Source organism: Methylomonas aurea (assembly GCF_024505045.1).
GTDB classification, from domain to species: domain Bacteria; phylum Pseudomonadota; class Gammaproteobacteria; order Methylococcales; family Methylomonadaceae; genus Methylomonas; species Methylomonas aurea.
In genome coordinates, this window is the sequence record NZ_JANIBM010000006.1 from 186,111 (window position 1) to 207,310 (window position 21,200).

General features: G+C 48.2%; 25 protein-coding genes and 1 other annotated feature. Of the genes, 5 read left to right on the plus strand and 20 right to left on the minus strand.

Translation table 11 applies throughout. The features are described from left to right. The 7 genes from traA to traL form a co-directional block, all read right to left on the minus strand. On the minus strand, positions 1 to 300 hold the full coding sequence (gene traA, locus NP603_RS07885) for a TraA family conjugative transfer protein (RefSeq protein WP_033155948.1): 300 nt from the start codon (positions 298 to 300) through the stop codon (positions 1 to 3). Positions 301 to 431: 131 nt separating this feature from the next. Continuing rightward, the gene (locus NP603_RS07890; protein ID WP_033155947.1) at positions 432 to 947 is read right to left on the minus strand and encodes a TraV family lipoprotein; all 516 of its coding nucleotides are present in this window, start codon (positions 945 to 947) and stop codon (positions 432 to 434) included. Next, complete coding sequence (locus NP603_RS07895) at positions 944 to 1,768, minus strand: DsbC family protein (RefSeq protein WP_051669795.1); 825 nt, start codon at positions 1,766 to 1,768, stop codon at positions 944 to 946. Before NP603_RS07895 ends, NP603_RS07890 begins: the two co-directional genes overlap by 4 nt. Before the next feature lie 26 nt (positions 1,769 to 1,794). Beyond that, the gene (locus NP603_RS07900) at positions 1,795 to 3,174 is read right to left on the minus strand and encodes a TraB/VirB10 family protein (RefSeq protein ID WP_033155946.1); all 1,380 of its coding nucleotides are present in this window, start codon (positions 3,172 to 3,174) and stop codon (positions 1,795 to 1,797) included. After that, the gene (locus NP603_RS07905) at positions 3,174 to 4,151 is read right to left on the minus strand and encodes a TraK domain-containing protein (RefSeq protein ID WP_033155945.1); all 978 of its coding nucleotides are present in this window, start codon (positions 4,149 to 4,151) and stop codon (positions 3,174 to 3,176) included. Before NP603_RS07905 ends, NP603_RS07900 begins: the two co-directional genes overlap by 1 nt. After that, the gene (locus NP603_RS07910) at positions 4,148 to 4,759 is read right to left on the minus strand and encodes a TraE/TraK family type IV conjugative transfer system protein (protein WP_033155944.1); all 612 of its coding nucleotides are present in this window, start codon (positions 4,757 to 4,759) and stop codon (positions 4,148 to 4,150) included. Before NP603_RS07910 ends, NP603_RS07905 begins: the two co-directional genes overlap by 4 nt. Beyond that, positions 4,756 to 5,037 carry a type IV conjugative transfer system protein TraL gene (traL, locus tag NP603_RS07915; RefSeq protein ID WP_033155943.1) on the minus strand — a complete coding sequence of 94 codons (282 nt, stop codon included), beginning with the start codon at positions 5,035 to 5,037 and terminating at the stop codon, positions 4,756 to 4,758. The genes NP603_RS07910 and traL overlap by 4 nt, the downstream gene beginning before the upstream one ends. A 400-nt stretch (positions 5,038 to 5,437) precedes the next feature. Here traL and NP603_RS07920 point away from each other — a divergent pair, with 400 nt between their 5' ends. After that, a complete protein-coding gene (locus NP603_RS07920) occupies positions 5,438 to 6,367 on the plus strand; it encodes a phage exclusion protein Lit family protein (RefSeq protein WP_129871337.1) in 930 nt (309 codons plus the stop codon). 100 nt (positions 6,368 to 6,467) lie between these two features. Here the strand turns inward: NP603_RS07920 and NP603_RS07925 are convergent, their stop codons facing one another. The 4 genes from NP603_RS07925 to NP603_RS07940 all read right to left on the minus strand — a co-directional run bounded on the left by NP603_RS07925 (position 6,468) and on the right by NP603_RS07940 (position 9,730). Beyond that, positions 6,468 to 7,772 carry a hypothetical protein gene (locus NP603_RS07925; protein WP_033155941.1) on the minus strand — a complete coding sequence of 435 codons (1,305 nt, stop codon included), beginning with the start codon at positions 7,770 to 7,772 and terminating at the stop codon, positions 6,468 to 6,470. A gap of 42 nt (positions 7,773 to 7,814) precedes the next feature. Next, positions 7,815 to 9,043 (minus strand): IS3 family transposase gene (locus NP603_RS07930; protein ID WP_371928784.1). Its coding sequence is split into 2 segments (ribosomal slippage): positions 7,815 to 8,752 and positions 8,752 to 9,043, totalling 1,230 coding nucleotides; the frame shifts between segments, so codons are not numbered across the junction. Next, positions 8,643 to 8,759: a sequence feature (AL1L pseudoknot), on the minus strand. It overlaps the preceding gene by 117 nt. A gap of 12 nt (positions 9,044 to 9,055) precedes the next feature. Continuing rightward, a complete protein-coding gene (locus tag NP603_RS07935) occupies positions 9,056 to 9,472 on the minus strand; it encodes a YHYH domain-containing protein (RefSeq protein ID WP_201799011.1) in 417 nt (138 codons plus the stop codon). Between the two features lie 24 nt (positions 9,473 to 9,496). Beyond that, a complete protein-coding gene (locus NP603_RS07940; protein ID WP_225892993.1) occupies positions 9,497 to 9,730 on the minus strand; it encodes a DUF6794 domain-containing protein in 234 nt (77 codons plus the stop codon). A gap of 219 nt (positions 9,731 to 9,949) precedes the next feature. On the opposite strand from NP603_RS07940, the gene yfbR reads away from it, so the two are divergent. Then, positions 9,950 to 10,486 (plus strand): 5'-deoxynucleotidase, encoded by a 537-nt coding sequence (gene yfbR / locus NP603_RS07945; protein WP_084153243.1) that lies wholly within the window; start codon positions 9,950 to 9,952, stop codon positions 10,484 to 10,486. Positions 10,487 to 10,568: 82 nt separating this feature from the next. Then, a complete protein-coding gene (gene recD2, locus NP603_RS07950) occupies positions 10,569 to 12,767 on the plus strand; it encodes an SF1B family DNA helicase RecD2 (RefSeq protein ID WP_033155936.1) in 2,199 nt (732 codons plus the stop codon). Positions 12,768 to 12,957: 190 nt separating this feature from the next. On the opposite strand, the gene NP603_RS07955 is transcribed toward recD2, so the two are convergent. The 9 genes from NP603_RS07955 to lexA all read right to left on the minus strand — a co-directional run bounded on the left by NP603_RS07955 (position 12,958) and on the right by lexA (position 20,365). Then, the gene (locus NP603_RS07955; RefSeq protein WP_256610337.1) at positions 12,958 to 14,946 is read right to left on the minus strand and encodes an SMC family protein; all 1,989 of its coding nucleotides are present in this window, start codon (positions 14,944 to 14,946) and stop codon (positions 12,958 to 12,960) included. Next, positions 14,946 to 15,455 (minus strand): ABC-three component system middle component 4, encoded by a 510-nt coding sequence (locus tag NP603_RS07960; protein WP_033155934.1) that lies wholly within the window; start codon positions 15,453 to 15,455, stop codon positions 14,946 to 14,948. Before NP603_RS07960 ends, NP603_RS07955 begins: the two co-directional genes overlap by 1 nt. Then, positions 15,448 to 16,680, minus strand: a complete 1,233-nt coding sequence (locus tag NP603_RS07965) for an ABC-three component system protein (protein ID WP_033155933.1) — start codon at positions 16,678 to 16,680, stop codon at positions 15,448 to 15,450. Before NP603_RS07965 ends, NP603_RS07960 begins: the two co-directional genes overlap by 8 nt. A gap of 331 nt (positions 16,681 to 17,011) precedes the next feature. After that, entirely contained in the window at positions 17,012 to 17,335 is a 324-nt protein-coding gene (locus NP603_RS07970; protein ID WP_033155932.1) for a hypothetical protein, read from the minus strand. Positions 17,336 to 17,413: 78 nt separating this feature from the next. Beyond that, complete coding sequence (locus NP603_RS07975; RefSeq protein WP_033155931.1) at positions 17,414 to 18,073, minus strand: SOS response-associated peptidase; 660 nt, start codon at positions 18,071 to 18,073, stop codon at positions 17,414 to 17,416. A 21-nt stretch (positions 18,074 to 18,094) separates the two neighbouring features. Beyond that, positions 18,095 to 18,331 carry a TIGR02450 family Trp-rich protein gene (locus NP603_RS07980; protein WP_033155930.1) on the minus strand — a complete coding sequence of 79 codons (237 nt, stop codon included), beginning with the start codon at positions 18,329 to 18,331 and terminating at the stop codon, positions 18,095 to 18,097. Continuing rightward, positions 18,324 to 18,518 carry a hypothetical protein gene (locus NP603_RS22160; protein WP_488655942.1) on the minus strand — a complete coding sequence of 65 codons (195 nt, stop codon included), beginning with the start codon at positions 18,516 to 18,518 and terminating at the stop codon, positions 18,324 to 18,326. The genes NP603_RS07980 and NP603_RS22160 overlap by 8 nt, the downstream gene beginning before the upstream one ends. Beyond that, positions 18,515 to 19,729 (minus strand): 3'-5' exonuclease family protein, encoded by a 1,215-nt coding sequence (locus NP603_RS07985; protein WP_225892989.1) that lies wholly within the window; start codon positions 19,727 to 19,729, stop codon positions 18,515 to 18,517. Before NP603_RS07985 ends, NP603_RS22160 begins: the two co-directional genes overlap by 4 nt. Positions 19,730 to 19,738: 9 nt before the next feature. Continuing rightward, the gene (lexA, locus tag NP603_RS07990; RefSeq protein ID WP_033155929.1) at positions 19,739 to 20,365 is read right to left on the minus strand and encodes a transcriptional repressor LexA; all 627 of its coding nucleotides are present in this window, start codon (positions 20,363 to 20,365) and stop codon (positions 19,739 to 19,741) included. Positions 20,366 to 20,472: 107 nt separating this feature from the next. Between lexA and NP603_RS07995 the strand changes: the two genes are divergently transcribed. Together NP603_RS07995 and NP603_RS08000 are read left to right on the plus strand one after the other, a co-directional pair. Then, entirely contained in the window at positions 20,473 to 20,958 is a 486-nt protein-coding gene (locus NP603_RS07995) for a LexA family protein (protein WP_084153242.1), read from the plus strand. Between the two features lie 2 nt (positions 20,959 to 20,960). Then, the coding region (locus NP603_RS08000) for a Y-family DNA polymerase (protein WP_443192643.1) at positions 20,961 to 21,200 on the plus strand (240 nt) is incomplete at its 3' end.

The following is a 21,200-nucleotide window of genomic DNA, read 5'->3' on the forward strand; positions in this document are numbered from 1 at the left end:
CTAAATCGTGGCAGTCACGATATTGGTGATAATGGTCGGTGCCGCAAACAGGCCGACACCACTGGCAATCCCCAGCACAAAGCCCATGATGCTGCCGCGTACGACACCGGCGACCAGGCCGACGATGACGAACACGATGGCAATGATCCGACCAAGCAAGCCTTCAACCCAGCCAGTGAGCAAGGTCCAGACGGTGTTGAACTCGGTACCGCCGGTACCGGCCATGGCATCATTGGCCATCAACATAAACAATAACGATGCCAGGGCCATCAAGACCCCGCTTCGATTTGACGCTTTCATCAAAAATATCCTCATTCAGGTTAAGAGACGGTTGCCCGTCGAATCTCGGAGGGTTAGTCCGGCAGGTTTTAAGCGGTTGTCCGCTCAGTCTCGCAGGGTGTGTGGGACCTGCGGTTAAATGGGTTGCCCCATCAAGGCAATGATTTGCTCAATCCATTGACTGGACGCTCGTCGTCCCCGGTATCGACATTGGCGCGTCTCTCCGGTGGACGTTGTTCGACTTGCAGCGGGATCAACGAAGAACTGGTTGTCGAAGCCGCCTTGCCGATCATCCAACGCCTGTGTTCCAGTTCGGTGTAGACATAGTTGGACACCATCAAATCGCCGTCTGCATCTTCCCAAGGCGCGATCCAGATGCGCATGACCTGTGAGGGTGTACGAATCGGTGTGGGATCTTCGATCTTGGGCACGGGTTGCTGTAACGGTAGTGCGAGTGCCGGTGTTGAGGTTGACTCCGAACTGGGGATATTTTCCGGAGGTGCTTCGGTTATCGCCGTATTAGTGACTTGGTAAGCCTGCGTCGTCGACAGACAGCTCGGCTCGTCAGGCATGCCTTTGCAGCCGTAATCGGTGGTGGCGCAGCCGCTGAAAATGCTGATCAATAGCACGGCTAAGCCATAACGTGACATTGAAGGTAAGGCGTTCATGGCTTATTCTCCGGTGCGTTTGCGTTTTGGGCGTTTGTATCGGGCGTCGTTGCCAGACTGGATGACGGTTTCGGTTTATCCGCTAACCAATCAGCTAACGATTCCGGCGCGCCACTGTGGGTGCGTCCGTCAGGCGCAATCAGAAACGGCACACCCTTCAAATCGAATAACTTGGCGGTGACCACGGCTTTTTGCAGTGGCTCTTTGTTGCACTGCACCGGCGGTTCGGTCGGCAAGCCCGCGTAATCCTGTTTCAACAGTCGCTCGCGCACAGCGCCTTTGGCCTTGGTATCGTTGGTGCCCAATTGACACGCCAGTTGCACGACGATGTTTTGCGATTCGGGGCCGAGGATGGGGACCATCACCAGTTTGAAGGTGTATTGGTCTTGCAAGGCTTGCAGGTCTTTCATCACCTTGCCGCAATATGGGCAACGCGGATCGATGAAAACCAGCACCTGGCCTTTGCCGTGGCCGACAGTCAGGGCGCCAAGATCATCAGCCTTGAGTTTCATCCGCGACAGGTCGATGCGGTTGGCGATGCGATCGATATCCGCCAATTCCTTGATCTCCTGCTGGGTCCAGATGTCCATCAATTTGCCGCCATAAAAGGCAAAGCGACCGTTGCTGGACATAAACACCGTCTGCTCGCCGGACTTGACCATCTTCAGGCCCGAAATCGGCAAGTCTTGCATGCCGTCGATTTTGATCGACAACAGGCCGGCGGCAATATCCGAGATGGGCGGTTTTGACGGGTTGGCAGCGAAGGCAGTTGAAGTGACTAACAGTGATGCCAGCAGTAAACGGGTTTGGCGTAGAGACATAAATCGATTCCGTGTTTTAGTGAAAATCAGCTTGGGGTTTTCAACTTCAATGCCGTGCCTTTTTGCACGATGAAGTTAACCTGGCGGGTGGCATCGACCTCGATGACCGGGTAAATCTCCTCGGCCATGTCCATGTAAAAATGCGACAGCCGTTCCATGGCGTAACCGGCACCTTTCAAGGCACCACCTTCCATCGATTGCGAGGAAAAGGCGCTTTGGAACGGTGTGGTACCAGATAACGCGCCTATGCCGCCGGTCATCAGCACCGGAATCTGGTTACGACCGAAGGCATCGGAAAAGCCGCGCAGAAAACCGGCCATCATGGACTGGGCGAGTAACGCACCTTGTTTGGAGACCACCCGGCCACGCACCCCGTTTTTGCCATCTTCGCCAGTGGCATAGGCATTCATCGGCACTTCGATCACGCCACCGTCCTGGCGAACGCAGGAAAAGGTCTCACCGCGAAAGTAGGCGCGCTCAGCACTCAAATCGCCAAAGCCGGCAGCCAGCAGAAAGCACTCGCGTACATCGGCATGGAAACGGTTAGGCAGAATGGCTTCCTTCTTGATGCGAAACAGCACCGGCATGGGTTCTTTCTTGGCTTTGCGGCCAGTCGGGGCATCGAGACCATTCAACAACACCCCGGTCAAAATGCTGCCAGCCGGGATGAAAACGTCGCTGTTAGCGTGGCTTGGCTGCGACTGGCCGTGAGTGTTGGTCGGCGCGGCGTCTTTGTCTTTGCCATTAGACTGCTCAGTGCCTTCCTGGATGACGCGAATCTGCATCGCCGCCGGCGCTGGGCTATTGGCGCGTCCTCCCGAGACACCGGCATTGCCAGATGTCGGTCCGGGCACAGCAGCTTGCTCGAAGACGCGGTTGAGATCGTCCTGGCCGTTGTCGAATGGAGGGTTGTTTGGGCGGCGGTTTGACGGTCTTCCGAGTGCAGATGGTTCTAGGGTGGATTGAGTGACCTCGCCTGGGATGCCGGTCGTTGACGGTGTGGACGCTTTGTTCTTCAGCGACTCGACTTCACCTGTGACGGCTTGCAGTTTGGCTTCATAGGTTTCACGCTCAGCGGTGGTCCATTGTTTGAAGCGGATTTCGTCGGATTGCTGCTCACGGCGTTGCTGTTCTTCGATCGCTGCCAGCCGGCGGGCTTGTTCGTCGTTTTTCTGCAGCAGATCGCGTAATTGCGCGGAAATGCCGTCGATTCCCAGCGAGCGTGGATCGCTATCGGTCAGGATGTGTTGGATGGTGGCCTGTTTGCTGAGCGGCTTGCTGACTTCCGGGGTGACAGTGGCTAACGCGATGATGACGGCCAACAGCACGGTACCGATGCTGCCGACGGCCAGATTGCGTTTGGCTGTCGGACTCAAGCGTGTCCACCAGGTATCGACGCTGGCCATCAGGGTTGGCCTCCGCCCAGTAATGAAGGACGCAAACTGTTTGACGCTTCAGGCGCTTGTCGGACCACGACATACAATTCGGTGGCTTCCTGCGGTTTCAACACCACGTTGGGCCAGACTGAAATTGCCAGTACGTCCTGCTGAGTTGTTGCACAACTACGTTCGTCGAATTCAAGTATGTCGCCGCCGGTGTTCTTGGCAAGCCCCACCAGAATCAGCTGATCCTGGCCTTCAAGGACTTGGCCGGTTTTAATCTGCACGCGGTCTTGCAGGCAGCGAATCTGCTCCTGCGGCTTGGGTTCGCGTAGCGAATAACCGGCTGGGGTCTTTTGCAAACCCAAATCCCGAAACAAGGTTTTCAGTTGGCTGATGTAGGCTTGTTCCTGTTGGCTAGTGGCTCGACTCGTGGCATCGGCGCGTTGCCATTGGTTCAGTAATTGGTAGCTGTCCTTGTCCAGATCAAGGTGAATTTCCCGCGCCGGAATGCGTTTGGGGATCAGTGTGAGCGACAGGGCGATGTCCTGGTTGTCGCCTGGGGTGATGTATAAGGTGACCGGCGTTTCGTCGGCGGTGGCGACGTAGACGATTTTGCCTTTGGTACTGGTGGTGGCCTGGCTGGTGGTCGTAACCACCGGATGTTCGAACGGTGTGACCAGACGATTCAAGTGGCCGACCGCAATCGGCATCAGTTCGTTGATGCCGGGTTTAACCGCGATATGCTGGGGACCGATTGATGTGTTTGATGCTGCGTTTGACGCTGCCGCTTGCTGTTTGGCGGCTTTCAAGACGCTGGCATCAACCGGCGGTAACTCGATACCTAAGTCGGGCTGAGACGGTACAACGGGTTGTGATGGCAATGAGGATGACTCTTCGGCCACGCTGGTGACCGGTGGTAATACCGTCACCGGTAAATCATCGCTGGCCCAAGCGCCATTGGCGAGGGAAAGGAATAACCAGGGGTGCAACAATCGTTTCATGGTTTAGCCTCATGCGGTTGGCCTTGAGTGGCTTGCAAACGGGCCAGGGTTCTGGGGGAATCCGGATACACGTCGATGTATTCCAGGCGGGGCCGATAATTTTTGATGGCGATGATGAATTCGTAGGTACGGAGCTTTACGTCCGGTTTGGAACTGGGGCCCTGGCTTTTCAGTTCGCCGCTGACGAAGACTTTGTTGGTCTCGGCTTCGTAGTCGACGTGACGCGGGGTGAAACTGATCGCGACCCGATCCATTTTGATAGCCTTGATTTGATCGCTCATGGCATCCAGGACACTGCGGTAAATATCCGGCGCCAATAGCGGCTCGACGGCGGTTTTCAAAAAATCGGCATTGGCTGGAGTGGTGTTGCCAAGGAGTTCAGCCAGGAACAAGCCCCAGGACTCTTTGAACTCGCTGGATGCCTGACTGCGTGTGACCTCGACTTCCTGTGTCAAGCTCGGCGGTACCAGGATGATGCTGCGTTCGGTGCGCCAAGCGGCCAGCGAAGTGATCACGCAAATCACCAGCAAGCCAATGATGATGACGCGGCTAAACCGGTTCTCGGTCTCGTGGCCGTCCCAGGTTTGCAGAAAATCCGACCATCTCATGGCAGGAACCTGCGGATGTAGGGATTAGGGATGGTCTGCGCACGACTGGGCAACAAACCCAGCCAATACAACGCATGCAAGGTATAACCGTCAGGCCGGTTATCGCGGAATCGCCGGTAAAACTTGACCGCAATCAACCCGAGCGCTAAGCCTGGAATGAACTGATCGATCAACATGCCGGTCAGCATGCTCACCATGAAGGGTACGATCTCGTCCGCACTCCACAATAAAATGTGGATCGGATCGTCGATCGATTGGGGGATGGCAACGGGTTCCATAATGACCTCCGGTTGGGATGGTCATTATTGTGAAGAGAATTTTCGGGAGGTCGTTTTCGAAATCGCGATAATTATTGCGATTTCGTTAATTGGGCAAAAAAAGTTTGAAATTTGCATTGGCTTTGTTCTGTTCGAGATCCAACGCGATCGGCCACAAACGGACATCCATTCGTAGTTTCCGAATGAGCGAAAACCGTGTGATTGCGGACTTTAAAGTCCGCAATCACACGGTTTAAATACTATCGAATGGTTGAATTCAATCAATTGTTCAGCTAATGCGCCAATAGTGACGGTCACGTAGAATGATCGTTACAAGTACCATCTGATTCTCATGGTGCCTTCCTCACTAGGAACGCTTATTGCCCTATTTATAAACTATTTTTGAAATTTGATAAACAACATGAGTAACTTCGAACAAAAACAAGAAGAATTTAAGCAATGTTTTATTGAACTTATGAAGGGCGCAGTTCCTGAGCGAACAGATGAAATATTAAAGCATTGGGAGCATTACAATCCAAAGATGGTCATAAAAAATGGCAATAAACTAACTCTAGAAGCAACGCGCGATGAGATTAGAGTTGACTTAAAAATAATTGATGTATTTTGGTTGATTGGTTTTTCAGGTTGGAAAGCGATTGAAACTTATATCCCATCAGTCATGACTGCCTCTTTATTTAATAATCGCATATTGGATGAACTAAAAAACGACGAGGAGCTAGATGTTGTAGAGCGAACTTATAAAGAAAGAATAAAAGCCGCTGAACAGTTTATTGAAGGCAATAGTTCTATAGAAGATATTTGGCCGCCAGACATTCCAAAAATAACATCACATGATGACGGTATTGATGACGTTGAATATAAAGCTGCATATGATTTAACAGTTTCAGCTCTAGGATTTGCATTATTCCACGAATTCCGTCATGTAATGCTTGATCAAGATAGAGAACGGCATAATGTGCGAGCAGAAGAAGAGATGGCCTGCGATGTATGGGCTAGAGAGTTTATAACGGCCAAAATTGCAACCTACGCAAGCTCTAAATCTTTAGATTATCAAACTGTCTTACAAAGACGGTCCATGTCATTCGTTTTAGCGGTTCTCATACTACATGAAATAACCCCGGTATGGGATCGTGGTGGTAACTGTGATTATTTCTCCGTGGCTGAACGCATAAAGTCTATTATTTTTAATACGCAACTTGAAGATAACAGCCACTTTTGGAATTTTGCGGCAGCAGTTCTGATTGGCATATGCAGAATGAAACACATTTCATTTAATCCTGAGCCAATGTGCGCCAAGGAATTGACCATGTTTTTAGTAGAATTGGTTTAAAAGTCAGCCTCGAATATCATCTATTTTCAGCAATTTGGAGACTATTTCCAATGTCAGATTTGCCTTAAATTCGGTATTTTATATACATAGGTGGCTGTAATTATGGAGTTGGTCGCAACCAATGAACAGGCACGTTGTTAGCCTCAGTATCGTCATTTTTCATCACGATTGCAGAATTATTTGGTATTGGTTCAAGACCAAACTGATCAATTCGATTAAAGAAGTACACCGTTTCATCGATAATCCAACAATCAGATGGAGGAGCATAAGACTGAAATAAATGGCAATATACCCATCGGAGGTCTTTACCCCGTGAATCGAACTCGCAAACAGATTTAAATATTCGTTTATAGCGTTCAATTTCAACCAGGTCGCCGTCAAGCGTTTCTAGGCCTACATGCACGACTCCAGGTTTGTTTTCTGGAAGTTGACTAACAGCTTCGGCAAGGTGTCCTCGAATATCTCTCGCCTTCCGCTCTACTGCTCGTTCGGCGTCGCAGCTCCAATAAGCAGCTACAGCAAAAGACACCTCATCAAGAAAACGGTTATTCCCGATTCCACCGCCTAATCGTTTGAACCGTCCCTTGACTAGATGTGTGAATCCTCGGTTCGGTTCACGTCTTCCACCAATCAATTCGATTATTTGATCCGATGGGTATTTAACCAAATAATGCGATAAATGCTCTCTAATTGAATCATAGTCAATTGGAGCAACTGATACATCCCAGATTTCGTTTGAAATAATAGTGCACGGTGGATTAACCAATGCAAGTTTTCCACATAATTCCTTGACAAGAAAATCATCTGGGAGTGAATTAAGTTCAACATGAAAGACAACATCTAAAACTACATCGTATTGTCCGTCGTATAGAATGTCCCGAGCTCTCGACCACATTCTCAACCATTTTTGCCTTTCATTTTGACTGTATTCGGAGCTTTTATTTAGTCGTTTACATTCAATATACCAGGTGTTTTTACCGATTGACGCTTTAAGATCGGGTTGCTTTTGAGGTGGGGCTTCGTTAAGAAATTCAACATCACTTGCTCCGTTTCGTTTCCAGATCAAACCAACTAGAAGCTCAAATAATGCTCCATCTGGTTGTTGTTTCTCCTTTGTCAGCATCCGTACAACTCGATCACCGATGTGTTTTATGTCCTTAAGTTGATCAAGGTCGGCTCCAAGTCGTTTAAATATGGGAACTATCCGAGCGCCTTGAGTTGGCTCATACTTCACTGGATTATGAAGTACAGTATCAATCAAATATAAATACCAGCCGATACGATCATCAATTACTGAATTGGATTTATATAGGGAGGCTGTTTCTCGTGATGTATGAGGTGTCAGGTTTCCCTCTAGCTGGGCTTCAATTTGTTCATTCCTTCGCCGCCATTCGGCGTTATCCAAATATGAACCGCCCCGGAATTATCGGAGGCTTTAGGTTGTGAGTCATGCTGCCTTAGCAGACTCGGTTAGTTGCTGATAATACCTGGCCTCTGCTTCGGCCGGAGGGATATTACCAATAGGCCCTAGCAAACGTCGATGATTGAACCAATCAACCCAGGTCAAAGTGGCCAGTTCGACGGCTTCGCGATTTTTCCACGACTGTTTGTGAATCCGCTCGGCTTTATACAAACCATTGATGGTTTCGGCCAAGGCGTTGTCATAAGAGTCGCCCACGCTACCGACCGAAGCTTCAACGCCTGCCTCGGCTAATCGCTCGCTATAGCGGATCGAAACGTACTGCACGCCCCGATCACTATGGTGAATCAAGCTACCATCCCGCGCGGGTTGCCGGTCATGTAACGCCTGTTCCAACGCATCCAGCACAAAGTCGGTGTGCGCTGATGATGACACTTTCCAGCCGACGATGTAGCGGGCAAACACATCGATCACGAAGGCCACATAAACAAAGCCCTGCCATGTTTTGACATAGGTGAAGTCCGCTACCCACAAGGCATTCGGTCGCTCGGCGCTGAACTGCCGATTGACGCGATCCAAGGGGCAAGCCGCGTTGGCGTCGCTGATCGTGGTCTTGATGGTTTTGCCTCGCATGACACCTTTCAAGCCCAGGCTGCGCATCAGGCGTTCCACCGTGCAACGGGCCACGGCTAAGCCTTCGCGCTGCAACTGAATCCAGACTTTACGAGCGCCATAGTTTTGGAAGCTTTCCTCCCAGACACGGCGAATCTGTTGACTCAACGCCTCGTCCTGCTTGGCTCGGGTAGAGCGTAACTCGGGATTGGCTTGGCGCGCCGCATGCAGGTAATACGTCGACGGGGCAATCGGCAAGACCTTGCAGATCGGCTCGACCCCATAGACAACACGATGGTCGTCAATGAACGCTTTCATCGTTTGGACGGGCGGTCGAGCTCCGCCTGTGCAAAATACGCCGACGCCTTGCGCAGAATCTCGTTGGCCTGGCGTAACTCACGGACTTCGCGCTCCAACGCCTTGATCCGCTCCGAGTCGCTGTCGATCGGCTCTTTCGGTTTTACGCCGGCCGTTTGCGACAGCCGCAGCCAGCGACGTAAGGTCTCAGCTGTACAGCCAAACTTGGCCGACATCGATTGAATCGCTGCCCATTCGGACGGGTATTCGTCTTGATGATCTCGCACCATACGAACGGCTCGTTCTCGAATTTCCGATGAATAATGCTTGGTCGTTTTCTCTTTCATTGCTCCATTCTCTCAAAGGTTGGAGCCTCCGAGAAAATCGGGGCGGTTCAGTTGGCACGCTGCTGGTGTACCTGGATCCACCTCGAAATGATCGTAGCGCTTTACGTTGCCATTGTCTCGCTGGGCGGTATAGCGAAATCGGATAGCGGCTCGTTCTTTGCAATCAATCCAAAGGGTGAATCCTTCGTAATCAAGCTTCAGAAGCTCATTCGACTCCATGCTGGCTTGCACTTGAGCAGGTGGCTGTGCTGTTTGACTGGGTAGCACGACCGATTCCACTTTTGCCTTGATGCGATCATCATGGCAGTGGTATTCACTCGTCTTTCGATGGGTATGGCAACCTTCGGTATTAACCTTTCCGGGGTGAGCATGCGCACTGCTCCAGCAGAGAGCGATAAAAAATCCAAAGGTAAGGCGTAACGCAGACAATCTGTTGATCCGTAGAGTGGTTGTTTACTGTAGACGTTGCCACAGAGCATGAATGATGAACAGTGCAGCGTCATCAGGATGGGATGTGGCACATTCAGGCAGTAACGGATTATCCGGATTATGAAGCTCGAAGGCATTTCGAATCGCCAGTCCAAGCCCGAAATGCAGGTCTATCAGGTTGTTCGGTTCCATTGCCGCTATTGTCAGCTGGTCCTTCTCTTCCAGAACCAGTAACAACCGCGCGACAGCTTCCGTCACAGTAACTGGTGAATGTAAAACGTCACGGTGCATTGATGACCAATTATTGCCCAATTTGATAAGCCTTTTAGTAAAACAGCGGGTTAGATGAACTAACCCTATATTTTAAACAATGTTATCCACAGAATTTGGGGATAACGATTCAGCGGCAGTAAGATTAAGGCTATTGCGCTGCAGTGTTTTAATCTGCTTTGAACAAACTTAGGATTTCTTAACCCCATGTCACCATCGATTAGTTCGAATTTTTATGCTTACCTTTCGCGCTTAAGATGGATTAAACGCTGGGGACTGAAACGCAACGCCCATGAAGAAAATGTCATGGAGCACAGCTGGGAAGTGGCTGTCATTGCCCATACCTTGGCGCTCATCAAAAACCGCTATTTTGAAGGTCAAGTTGATGCCAATGCCGTTGCAACCGCAGCCCTTTACCATGACATCACTGAAGTCATTACCGGTGATATGCCCACACCCATCAAATACCATTCGTCAGCAATTCTCAGTGCCTACAAGCAAATCGAGCAGCAAGCGGAACAAGAGTTATTGAATCTACTGCCTGAAGCATTACAACCCGATTTCCGGGTTTTGATCGATCACCAGCAAATGTCTGAAGCTCATCAGAAAATCATCAAAGCGGCTGACAAGATATCCGCCTACCTGAAATGCCAGGCCGAATTGAAAGCCGGCAATGCTGAATTTGAAATAGCTGCCGAACAACTTGAACGGGATATTGAAGCAATGGATCAGCCTGAGGTCTGATTTTTTATGCTGTCCTTCGCGCCTAACTGCGGCCTGACACTCGATGACTTGATGAAAAAACGCTAGGGATAGCGAATTCAGCATGGATTTCCAACCCAGCCCATCACATTCTGCCGACAACCCCGTTGAGAAACTACACGGCTCCATCGAGCGCGTCACGTTCCATAGCGAGGCCTCGGGATTTTGCGTGTTACGGGTCAAGGTCAAAGGTTATCGTGAACTGATTACCGTGATCGGTTCGGCCGCTAGTGTCACAGCGGGTGAATACATCGAATGCCTGGGTTGCTGGGTCAATGATCGCCAGCATGGTCAGCAATTCAAAACCATCTCGTTAAAAATTGTGCCTCCGACCACGTTGGACGGCATCGAAAAATACCTGGGTTCCGGCATGGTCAAAGGCATTGGCCCCCATTTTGCCAAAAAGCTGGTCAAAGCCTTCGGTGAGCTGGTGTTCGATGTGATTGAGCAAACACCCGAGCGTCTGTTGGAATTACCGGGGATTGGTAAGAAACGCCAGGAGCGTGTGACCAGTGCCTGGGCTGAACAGAAAGTGATTCGGGAGATCATGGTTTTTCTGCAATCCCATGGCGTCGGTACCTCGCGTTCGGTGCGCATTTACAAAACCTACGGTGATCAGGCCATCGAGAAAGTGCGCGAAAATCCCTATCGCCTGGCACTGGATATTCACGGCATCGGCTTTAAGACGGCTGACACGCTGGCCCAGAAGCTAGGCATCGGCCCGCAATCCCTGCTGCGAGCGCAAGCGGGTGTCCGGCATGTCTTGCAGGAATGGTCCGGCGAAGGCCACTGCGCTGCGATTCGCAGCAATCTGTGCGAAATGGCGGCGAAGCTACTGGAAATTCCATTGCCGATTATCGATCAAGCGATCGCGGCAGAATTAACCGAAGGCAATTTGATCGCCGAAATCGACGGCAGCGACGAATTCATTTTTCTGACGCCTTTACACCGTGCTGAAATAGGTTGTGCCGTCCATCTGAACCGATTAAATCAAGGTGATGCGACATGGGGTGTGATTGACGCGGATAAAGCCATTCCTTGGGTTGAAGGGCAAACTGGCATGACCTTGTCGCAGTCGCAAGCTGCAGCAGTTCGGCTGGTACTCCAGCATAAAGTCTCGGTGATCACTGGCGGCCCCGGTGTCGGTAAAACCACGCTGGTCAACAGTCTGCTCAAGATTCTCAAAGCCAAACGGGTGCGGATCGGTTTGTGCGCGCCGACGGGACGTGCGGCAAAACGCCTGACCGAATCGACCGGCATGGAAGCGAAAACCGTTCATCGTCTACTGGAGTTCGATCCGACTCAGTTTGCCTTCAAGCATAACGACGAAAACCCGCTAGACCTCGATTGCTTGGTGATCGATGAGTCGTCGATGATGGACGTGGTGCTGATGAATCAGTTGTTAAAAGCCATACCGACCGAAGCCGCAGTTTTAATCGTCGGTGATGTTGACCAATTACCTTCAGTCGGCCCCGGATCGGTGCTGGCCGACATCATTGATTCCGGGCAAATTGCCACCGTGCGTCTGACCGAGATTTTCCGCCAGGCCAGTACATCGAAGATCATCACCAATGCGCACCGGATTAACCAGGGGCAAATGCCTGTGGTGGATAAAACTGAAAGCCTCAGCGACTTTTATTGCCTCTACGCCGAAACACCTGAGGAGATTTTCGCTAAATTGATGCAAGTCGTCCTCGAACGTATTCCGCAGCGCTTCAACTTTCATCCGGTCAACGACGTGCAAATCCTAACGCCCATGAATCGAGGTGGCCTGGGCGCGCGGTCGTTGAACATCGAATTGCAAGCCCGGCTCAATGGTCACAGCGAACCGAAGATTACCCGTTTCGGTAATACCTATGCGCCCGGTGACAAGGTGATTCAGCGGATCAACAACTACGATAAGGAAGTCTTCAATGGCGACATTGGCTTCATCAAAGCCATTGATCTTGAGGAAAGCCAGATCAAGATCTTATTCGACGATCGGGAGGTCGACTACGAATTCAGCGATCTGGACGAAATTACACTGGCTTATGCCAGCAGCGTGCACAAATCGCAAGGCTCCGAATATCCCGTGGTGGTGATTCCGATGGCCATGCAGCACTTTATGCTGCTCGAACGCAATCTGCTGTATACCGGCGTCACGCGTGGAAAACAATTGGTCGTGGTAATTGCCCAGCCCAAAGCGTTAGCCATGGCTGTGAAAAATCAACAATCACAACGCAGGATCACTCATTTGGCGGCTAGACTTAACGAGAAAACGTGAATATTGTTACGGCTGTATTCGTCGAGCGGCCAATTTCTGACCTTCGGGGGTTGGTTTCTTAATGACCGATTTATATAGCGGAAACTGCTCGCTTAACGCCTCAAACACCGGCTTGGTGAAGTTGGCGACTTTTTTGGAACAAAAAAGGTGACAGTTTTACTAAGTCCGCGTGCTTTGATTTGTTGCACTCTCATTTCTTTTGAGTCGAATCCCAGTCATCGATTAGACCTATCGGAAGCCCATTGATCCCGTTAGATCTGTAATGTGCTATTTCAAAGCCTTTATTTTCGTACGCAACATCTAGGGGCATGTCATTATCTACTAATATAATCTGGCAGAGTTTTCCTTTATCATCGAACTCTTCGGCAACCGCTACCAATGCATTAAATAGATTTCTGTATTTCTCTGGATCTGCCACACCATCAACATCATTATCGCTGTCAATTTGATTGTCATCGGAATCTTCAGGAGTTTTTCCCAGGAATTTTCCTACTGTGTCGATCATTAATAATCCTGGAATATTTGTCTCTGTACGCAACTTCTGCATCAAGATAGACGCCAAGTATCCGATAGAAGCAATTGTTCTAAGTCCGCCAGAATTAATTTTTCTGTATTCTATATTTCTGACTTTTGGGAAAAATGTTTTTTCGTCTATTCCTACGCCATGGTGGTTTTTAATTTTTACCTGCTGAATAAACTTGTTGATATCTACACCTAGATCCTTCAACACATTATCAAGTGAAGGGGCATCCTTTTTGAGCTCATTCAATTTAATCTTAAGTTTCTCGATCATTCCTTCTAGGCGGCCTATTTGGTCGGCGAATGAGGCTTGCTTATTCCTTACTCGCAGAGAATGAACGGCCTTTTCTCGACGCTCATCAAGCTGGGCTAATTCTTTGACTATTGCGTCCCGCTCGGCTAGATACGGTGATATTGAATTTGAAAGCTCTTCATCCATTATTTCTCTGGCTTTATTTTTCTCCAGATATAGTTCTGCAAGGAGTGAGTTGGCGGAATCTAAATCTGATCTATTATCAGATATCAACTGCTTAAGATCTTTCGACCTTCTTTTGATCGACGTTAACTCGCTTTTTAAGCGCGTGTCACTTGGAATATCAAATTTATCGGATATGTCACCAATTTCGATAATGGTTTCGCAAACAGGGCAGCTTGTCTTTTCCTGTATATCTCTGCCGATAAAATATTTGGCAGATAGGCTTGATTCGATTTTATCAATATCATTTTGGTAATCGTTGAAAAGTCGGCTAAATCTTTCAATATTTCTCAAAGCTTTACTCTTTGCTTCTTCTTGCTGCTCAATATTCAAATTAATTGTGTTTAGAGCATCTTTAAGACCTTCATATAATTCATTATCGCTCGTCATTCGCTTGTTTAAATCTGAAAACCGAGATTTCACTTCAACTTTAATAATATCTATTTTGTTTATTTCTTCATCTAGATCATCAGAGCTTTTAAATTCAGTCTGAGTCAAAAAATGGCTTATAGCGGAATACTGGTTTGATAGCAGTGTCTTCTCTTGTGTTTTGCTTGCTATATCTACTTCTATCTCGGAAATTCCTGAGTCGAGAACATTAAATATGTATTTAAAAACTTCCCTGTTTTTTGTTTCGAGTACATGGTTTCCAATGTTTAGCATGTGAGTGCTTCCAACATCATCTTGATCCAAGTAAATAAACTTGAATAGGTCTAGGAAACTGAGCCTAGCAGTTTCTGATGAATCTTTTGTTGGAGCTTGCTTTAACCGAACAGCGGGGAGTTCTAGCGCATCAAGAAGAAATTCGGAAAGACTTTTATTTTGATCATCTCCTTTAGTGACACTGGACTTGTACTTTTCAGGAAAGGAGTTTGATATTTCAGAATACTCACAAGAATATACGTCAACATCTCTGGCAGGATTGAAAATATCTCTGCTGATGCAGTAGGGTGTTCCATTTACCGTTATTTCAAGGATGGCATATTTTACTGATGAAGAAATTTCTTCGTCGATTTTGATCTGCTTTCCACCAAGAAGATAGCAAACAAGCCTGAGTATACTCGACTTTCCTGTATCAGCATCGCCATAAATTACGTTTATTCCGGGATGAAATGTAACTCTATAGTCTTTTCTATGCCCGTGCAGTATTAAATTCTGTAAAAGCAAGCCTTGAGAGAGATCCATTATATTCCCTGTTTTAATACTGTGTTTATATACCCATTAAGTTTGCTAGGGCTCTGCGATTGAAGTGATGAAAGTTGTTCGATAAACAGTTTTATCTTTCGGAAGTACCCATTTTCTAATTTTCCTGCGATGAATTTTCCGGTGTCAGTCAGGTCAAACAAAAATCCTTCTGAGCTAGAATATTCAAACGACAAATATTGTTTAGATGAAAGTATTTTTATCATTATCATAAGTCGATCTCGATCAAAGAGTTCATCGACGTTTACAGAAAGTGTGTCCACTGTGTAATAGTCAACATCATCAATGGCGATTTGATGCTTGTTTGCTAACATTAGAACTTTGTTCAAGAAGGCTGGCTTAGTGACCAGGAAGTAGAACGATTGAATCTTGTCAATCGTTAGCACTTTCTTATTTCGAGAAGTTTGTGCAAGGCTCCCGAGTATCAGGAGAAGTACGCCTAAGTTGTAGTGTAGCTCTCGCTCTGGCTGAATATATGGAAGTTTATTCACTTTTACCCTCCGTTAAGAGGTTTCTCAGTGAGTCTATTGAACCGTCTTTTACCCACCAAATATTTTCATCTTTTGAGTTGGCGAGTTGGTGAAGCATTCCTTGTTTGTGGATAGCATTAATAAACAGAATAAACGTGTCTAAAAACTTTTTATCCTCTTTGAGAATTGTTTCATGTACATCCGCCAGCAATAACCCAGAGTTTGGAATTCCATCGTGTATATATTTCGTATAACTATTCTGATAAACTTTTCGTATTTTTGTGTATAGTTCAGCTAGTCGTTTTTGATCCGATGAATTACTAAATATTTTCCTTATATACTCTGCATTTAAAAAAGCTTCCTTGGCTTCTCTTATTGTCGTGTTGTGTATGTGAGCTGAGATTAATTTTAAGACAAACAGTTCATCATCAAAGTCCGTTTCCTCTTCAAGTTGTTTGATTTCTAGGCTAGATATTCCAGGATCGTTCTTTTCAAAATCTAATATTATTTGTTTGACAGCGATAACGGTCGTGCTGGCTGAGTTCTCAGGTTTCGTAATACTGGTGTGATCTTCGTCTACTGAGATTGCATCCGACTTTTCTTTATCTATCGGTACTGCGCTTGTTTTTTTGACTACCGAATCGTGCACACCATAGAAATACTTTGTGATTGGTCTTAAGCTGGTTTTTAGCCATTTGTCATTAATCTTGTGAATAAAATCGTTGAGTGGTGAAAGTCCTTCTATCTGAAGGTTGTCACTTATCAATTTTCCAAAAGTTGCAGCCTCTGCTCCTTGATGGGGTACAGCCAAAGAGATAAAGAGTTTGATCTTTGGTAATGTCTTTTCTTCAATATCTTTTGTTATAGCACTTTTTGTTACTAAGCCGCCCATACTATGAGCAACAACGATAATATTGTCGTATGATTGTAGTTTGAATCGGATTTCAGTTCTAAGTAAGTTTCCGATTTCCTCAATGCTTATATTATTGGCCAGTTTTCCATGTGATGTTCCAAATATACGCTTAACAAAAGTTGAAACCTTACCGGCCTTGGCGAAAAGATTTAATAACTTGGTGAAGTATGAAAAGTGAGCTATGTCATAATTCCCTGATATTTCTAAATCATCGGAAAGTAATTCGGGGAAGGAACGTGCCTCCCCATTCTTCCAGGTCGCCTCTCCACCACAAAATCCATGAACAAATAGGATTAGGTTCTTTTTATTTTGCTGAGAAATGAATTCAATCATTTGGCTTTGCCTTTATATGAATCATTAACATCTTTGCTAATTACCTTCCTGGTTGCCACACTTCATGGAAGGTATTCCTTCATCGACTTGTAACCACGCCAAATCGAGAGAGCACCAAATATGAGCCTCCGGTTTGACGCTAGGATCTTCATCAAGGGTGGGAACACGAACAATGACATGCGACTGGGCTGCGCGCCCCGCAACTGCGAACCGCAGATTTAGTTATGGCTGGTAATGATCTAATAATCGCCATTGAATCACGTTAAGTGATAGACAGCAACGGGTCGTTACCGAATATGACAATAAAAATTGACACACTTAATCCAGGTTATTACAAAACAATATCTCCTTTGTTAATTTGACCTTCCTGCAAGCGTTTCTGCATTTCGTTTTCCTTTTCGGCATCGAAGATGTCGATAGCGGTATTCATCGAAATAATGTTTTTCAATACCAGATTACAAAGTCCGTAACGCAAGGCGACAAGTTTCACGAGTCGCTCATCGCCGGGATGCTCCTTGGCTAAATTTTCATTGTTGGTGGCTAATTTGGGGTCTAGGCAGAAGTTTTTTGGCTTGTCGTCAGGCCAAAGCTTTTCGTCGCCCTCAGCAAAAACTGCACTAGAGAAAATCCAGAGCGCCAATAGTAATCGTTCCATGTCTATCCCTCCAATTTGAGACTTACCTTGGCAGAAGTGTAGCGCCAACCCTGATTGACGCCAAGTTTCTGCGTTAGCCTAAATTAGGTTTATGCAACGCTCATCATCATGCCTGGGATTATTCACCCAATCGCCGACCGGCGTTGTAACCATATTGGCGTAAGTTGAGTTTTCAAGTAAGTCATAGGCGTCATTGGTATTAGATGTTATGTTGAGCCAGTCGTGATAACAGCCTGCCGGTATGATCACTGGCATGCGCTCATGAATGGGTTGCATTAGCTCATTTGCTGCTGTTGTAATGATCGTGCAGGAATACAGCGTTTCGACTTCGTGTTGCCACTGTTCCCATAAACCGGCGAAGGCGAATAGCTGATTGCCCTGATGATGAATATGGAATGCCTGTTTTCCGGATTCCAACTTTTGCCATTCGTAAAAACCTTGTGCGACGATCAGACAGCGGCGTTTTTGAAATGCGGCACGGAAGGATGGTTTTTCGCGAATCGTTTCGGCACGCGCATTGATCAGGTGATGGCTGTTTTTGGTGTCTTTGGACCAGGACGGCACCAAGCCCCAGAAAAGATTCACCGCTTTCAGCGATTTGTCTTCCAATTCGACAATACAGAGAATTTTCCGCGCCGGTGCGATGTTGTAACTGGGCTGGTATTTTGGCAGGCGCGAGAGTTGGAAATGCTCCGCAATCTCTTCAGGTGAGGCTGTCAGCTGAAATCGTCCGCACATGATTTTCTAATCCTCTCTGGCTTACTGCCACCCTTGTAACCATTGCCCGGTATCCGTCAGGTCTCGCCAAGGCAGGATAAAGCTGCGGCGCGAATAGATCGCTTCCAGCTCGATGTGTTCGACAGGCGCATCCGTCAATTCGGGCTTGATCAGTTGGGTGACCAGAAAATGCTTTTCCTTGCTTTGGGGCTTAGCGGCAGTCCATTTGCTCAACAGTAATTTGTTCGGATTCAGACGGCGAGTAGTTGAATCAGGCATCGGAATGTCTCCTGCGAATAGATTCATGGGTTGGACTCGAGCGTAAATGTATTACCTGAGTTTTCTTTAACGCCTTGACCAAGGTCATATAGGTATCGCGATCAAATGCCGGTCTGCCTTGCTCCAGCAATGCGTGGACTTCGTCATCGCTGCGCGCAGTACCGAGATAACACCAATGATCGATCACGTGCAAATCGTCTTCCTCGCGAATGCCATGGCACTGGGGTAAGGCCAACTACTTAGTTTGAGTTTACTCATGGCGGTCAGTAAACGCGTGGCATGTTCCAATCCGGATTCTTTGCCGACGCAGGCGCCACGACAGCGTTTGAGTTGATGGGCAAAGCACGGTTTGCCGCTGCCGATCTTTTCAAAACCGAGCACGCCCAGGCATAGCTGATGTTGTTCGGCCAAACTGCGCAGCGCTTTTTCGGCATCTCGTTTAGTACCGTACAAGCCATATAAACTATCCTGCGCGCCAAAGTCCAGATCGTTGGCCCAAGTCAGACGCGGCAACAGCTGATCCTGTTTTTGCTCCAGTTGCCAAGCACAGAGTGCATTTTTACGCCGCAGCCGTTGGTTATGCACCGGTGTCATTTGTTTGATCAACTTGGCTTCGGTCAATAATGCACCCAGTTTGCCGCCGGTTTCAATCCAGTCGATACGCTTGGTCTGCTGCGACAAACTCATTTCCTTGGCGTGGCGATGATCGGCGGCAAAGTGCGATAGCACCCGCTGGCGAATATTGACGCTTTTGCCAATATACAGCGGCAAGTCGTTTTCGCCATAGAACAGATAAACGCCGGGACCTTCCGGCAATTCATGAATCAGATTCGGGTCCAGTTGCGACGGCAGGCTGGAGCGTTGCACCAGATTTTTAACCGTGGCTTCGATAGCCTCGGCCGAAAACTGCTGATGAGCATGCTGCCAGAACTGATGAATCAATTGGGCATCTGCTAAAGCGCGGTGGCGTTCCTTGGCGGTCAGTTGATGGCGTTCGATCAGGCTATCGAGATTGTGCCGGTGATACTGCGGATACAGTGTCCGCGACAACTTCACCGTGCACAGCACTTGCGGTTTAAACAGCAAACCGACCCGTTTGAATTCATTTTTCAGAAAACCGTAATCAAAGCGGGCGTTGTGGGCGATGAACAACCGTCCTTGCAATAAGGCATCCACGTCCTTGGCCACCTGTTCAAAGCTGGGTGCGTTTTCGACCATGGCGTTGCTGATACCGGTCATCTGTTCGATGAACAACGGAATCCGCATCTGCGGATGAACCAGTTGACTCCATTCCCGCACGCCATCGTCGTCCACCAGGACAATGCCGATCTCGGTAATACGGTCTTTGGTGGCAGAGCCACCGGTGGTTTCCAGATCGACAAAGGCTAAGGGTTGCATGTTTATGTCCTACCGGTAAGTGCGCATCTGGCCGACCAGTACGCCCTGTATGATGACTTGCGACGGATGGAAGCGCATGGCTTCCATGCTGGAATTGGCGGGAATCAATAACACCTCATCCGCTGTCTGCTCGATGACCTTCAATGTGGTTTCCTGGTTGTCGATTAGGGCGACCACAATTTCACCGTTGTGGGCGTGACTGCGTTGTTCGATGACGACCCAATCGCCATCCAGTATGCCGGCTTCGATCATGGAATCCCCCTTAACTTTAAGTACATAACAGACCTGTTCGGTACGAAGTTGAACGGGGACATTGACCCATTCGGTATGCTCAATAGCCTCGATCGGTTTGCCGGCGGCAATGCTGCCCACCAAAGGCAAAGCGTGGATCCGATGTTGGTCAGATTCACGCAAGGCCAGGGCCTTCTCCGTCAGCCGAACTCCTCGATGTTTGAGCCCCATGGCTTCGACAAAACCGGCATCGATCAATCCGCTCAGCGTCAAATGTAACGAACCCCGCGACTTCAAGCCGAGCGCCTCACACAGTTCACTCAACGACGGTGGCCGTGGAAACTGCGCCTGGTTATCCAGCAAGAAATCCAAAATAGCCTGTTGTTTTCGGGTTAAGGCGCTCATGTGGCAAAAAAATACGGCTCAACTAAATTGAGAACAATCATAGAACGTTTGTATTTTCGATGGTAGTCTTATGTCGTTAAAATTTTTTGTAGCTCACCGTGATACCCATGACCGAATCATTGCCTTTTTCGATCCTCAATCCCGCACAACCGTTACCCGCAATCCGTGACGGATTGGCTTGGTTTCATCTTGCCAAACCGGAAAAGAAACGACGATTGCCGCTGTTCATCAGCAAAGTAGCCGCGGGTTTTCCATCGCCTGCCGATGATTATGTGGAAAAGACCCTGGATTTGGAGGAATTGCTGATTCAAAAACCGGCGGCGACTTTTTTTGTGCGCGCCCAAGGCGATTCCATGCTCGGTGCCGGCATTCATCCCAACGACATTCTGGTGGTCGACCGCTCCAAGGAACCGATGCCCGATAAGATCGTGATCTGCGCGATCAATGGGGAATTGACGGTGAAGCGTCTGATGGTTACTGACGGCCAATGGTGTTTGCAAGCCGAAAATCCGGCGTATCCGGATATTCCCTTGACCGAGGATCTGGAAACTGTGTTTTGGGGGACGGTGACCAATGTGATTCATCCGGTGTAAGCATGTCCGAACAACCGCGTATCGCGCTGGTGGACGCCAACAATTTTTACGTGAGTTGCGAGCGGGTGTTCCGGCCGGACCTTAATGACAAACCGGTCATGGTGCTCAGCAATAACGACGGTTGTGTGGTCGCGCGTAGCCAGCAGGTTAAAGATTTAGGCATCAAAATGGGTGTACCGTTATTCCAGGTCCAACATTTGGTCAATCAGCATCAAATCCAACTATTTTCATCGAACTATACC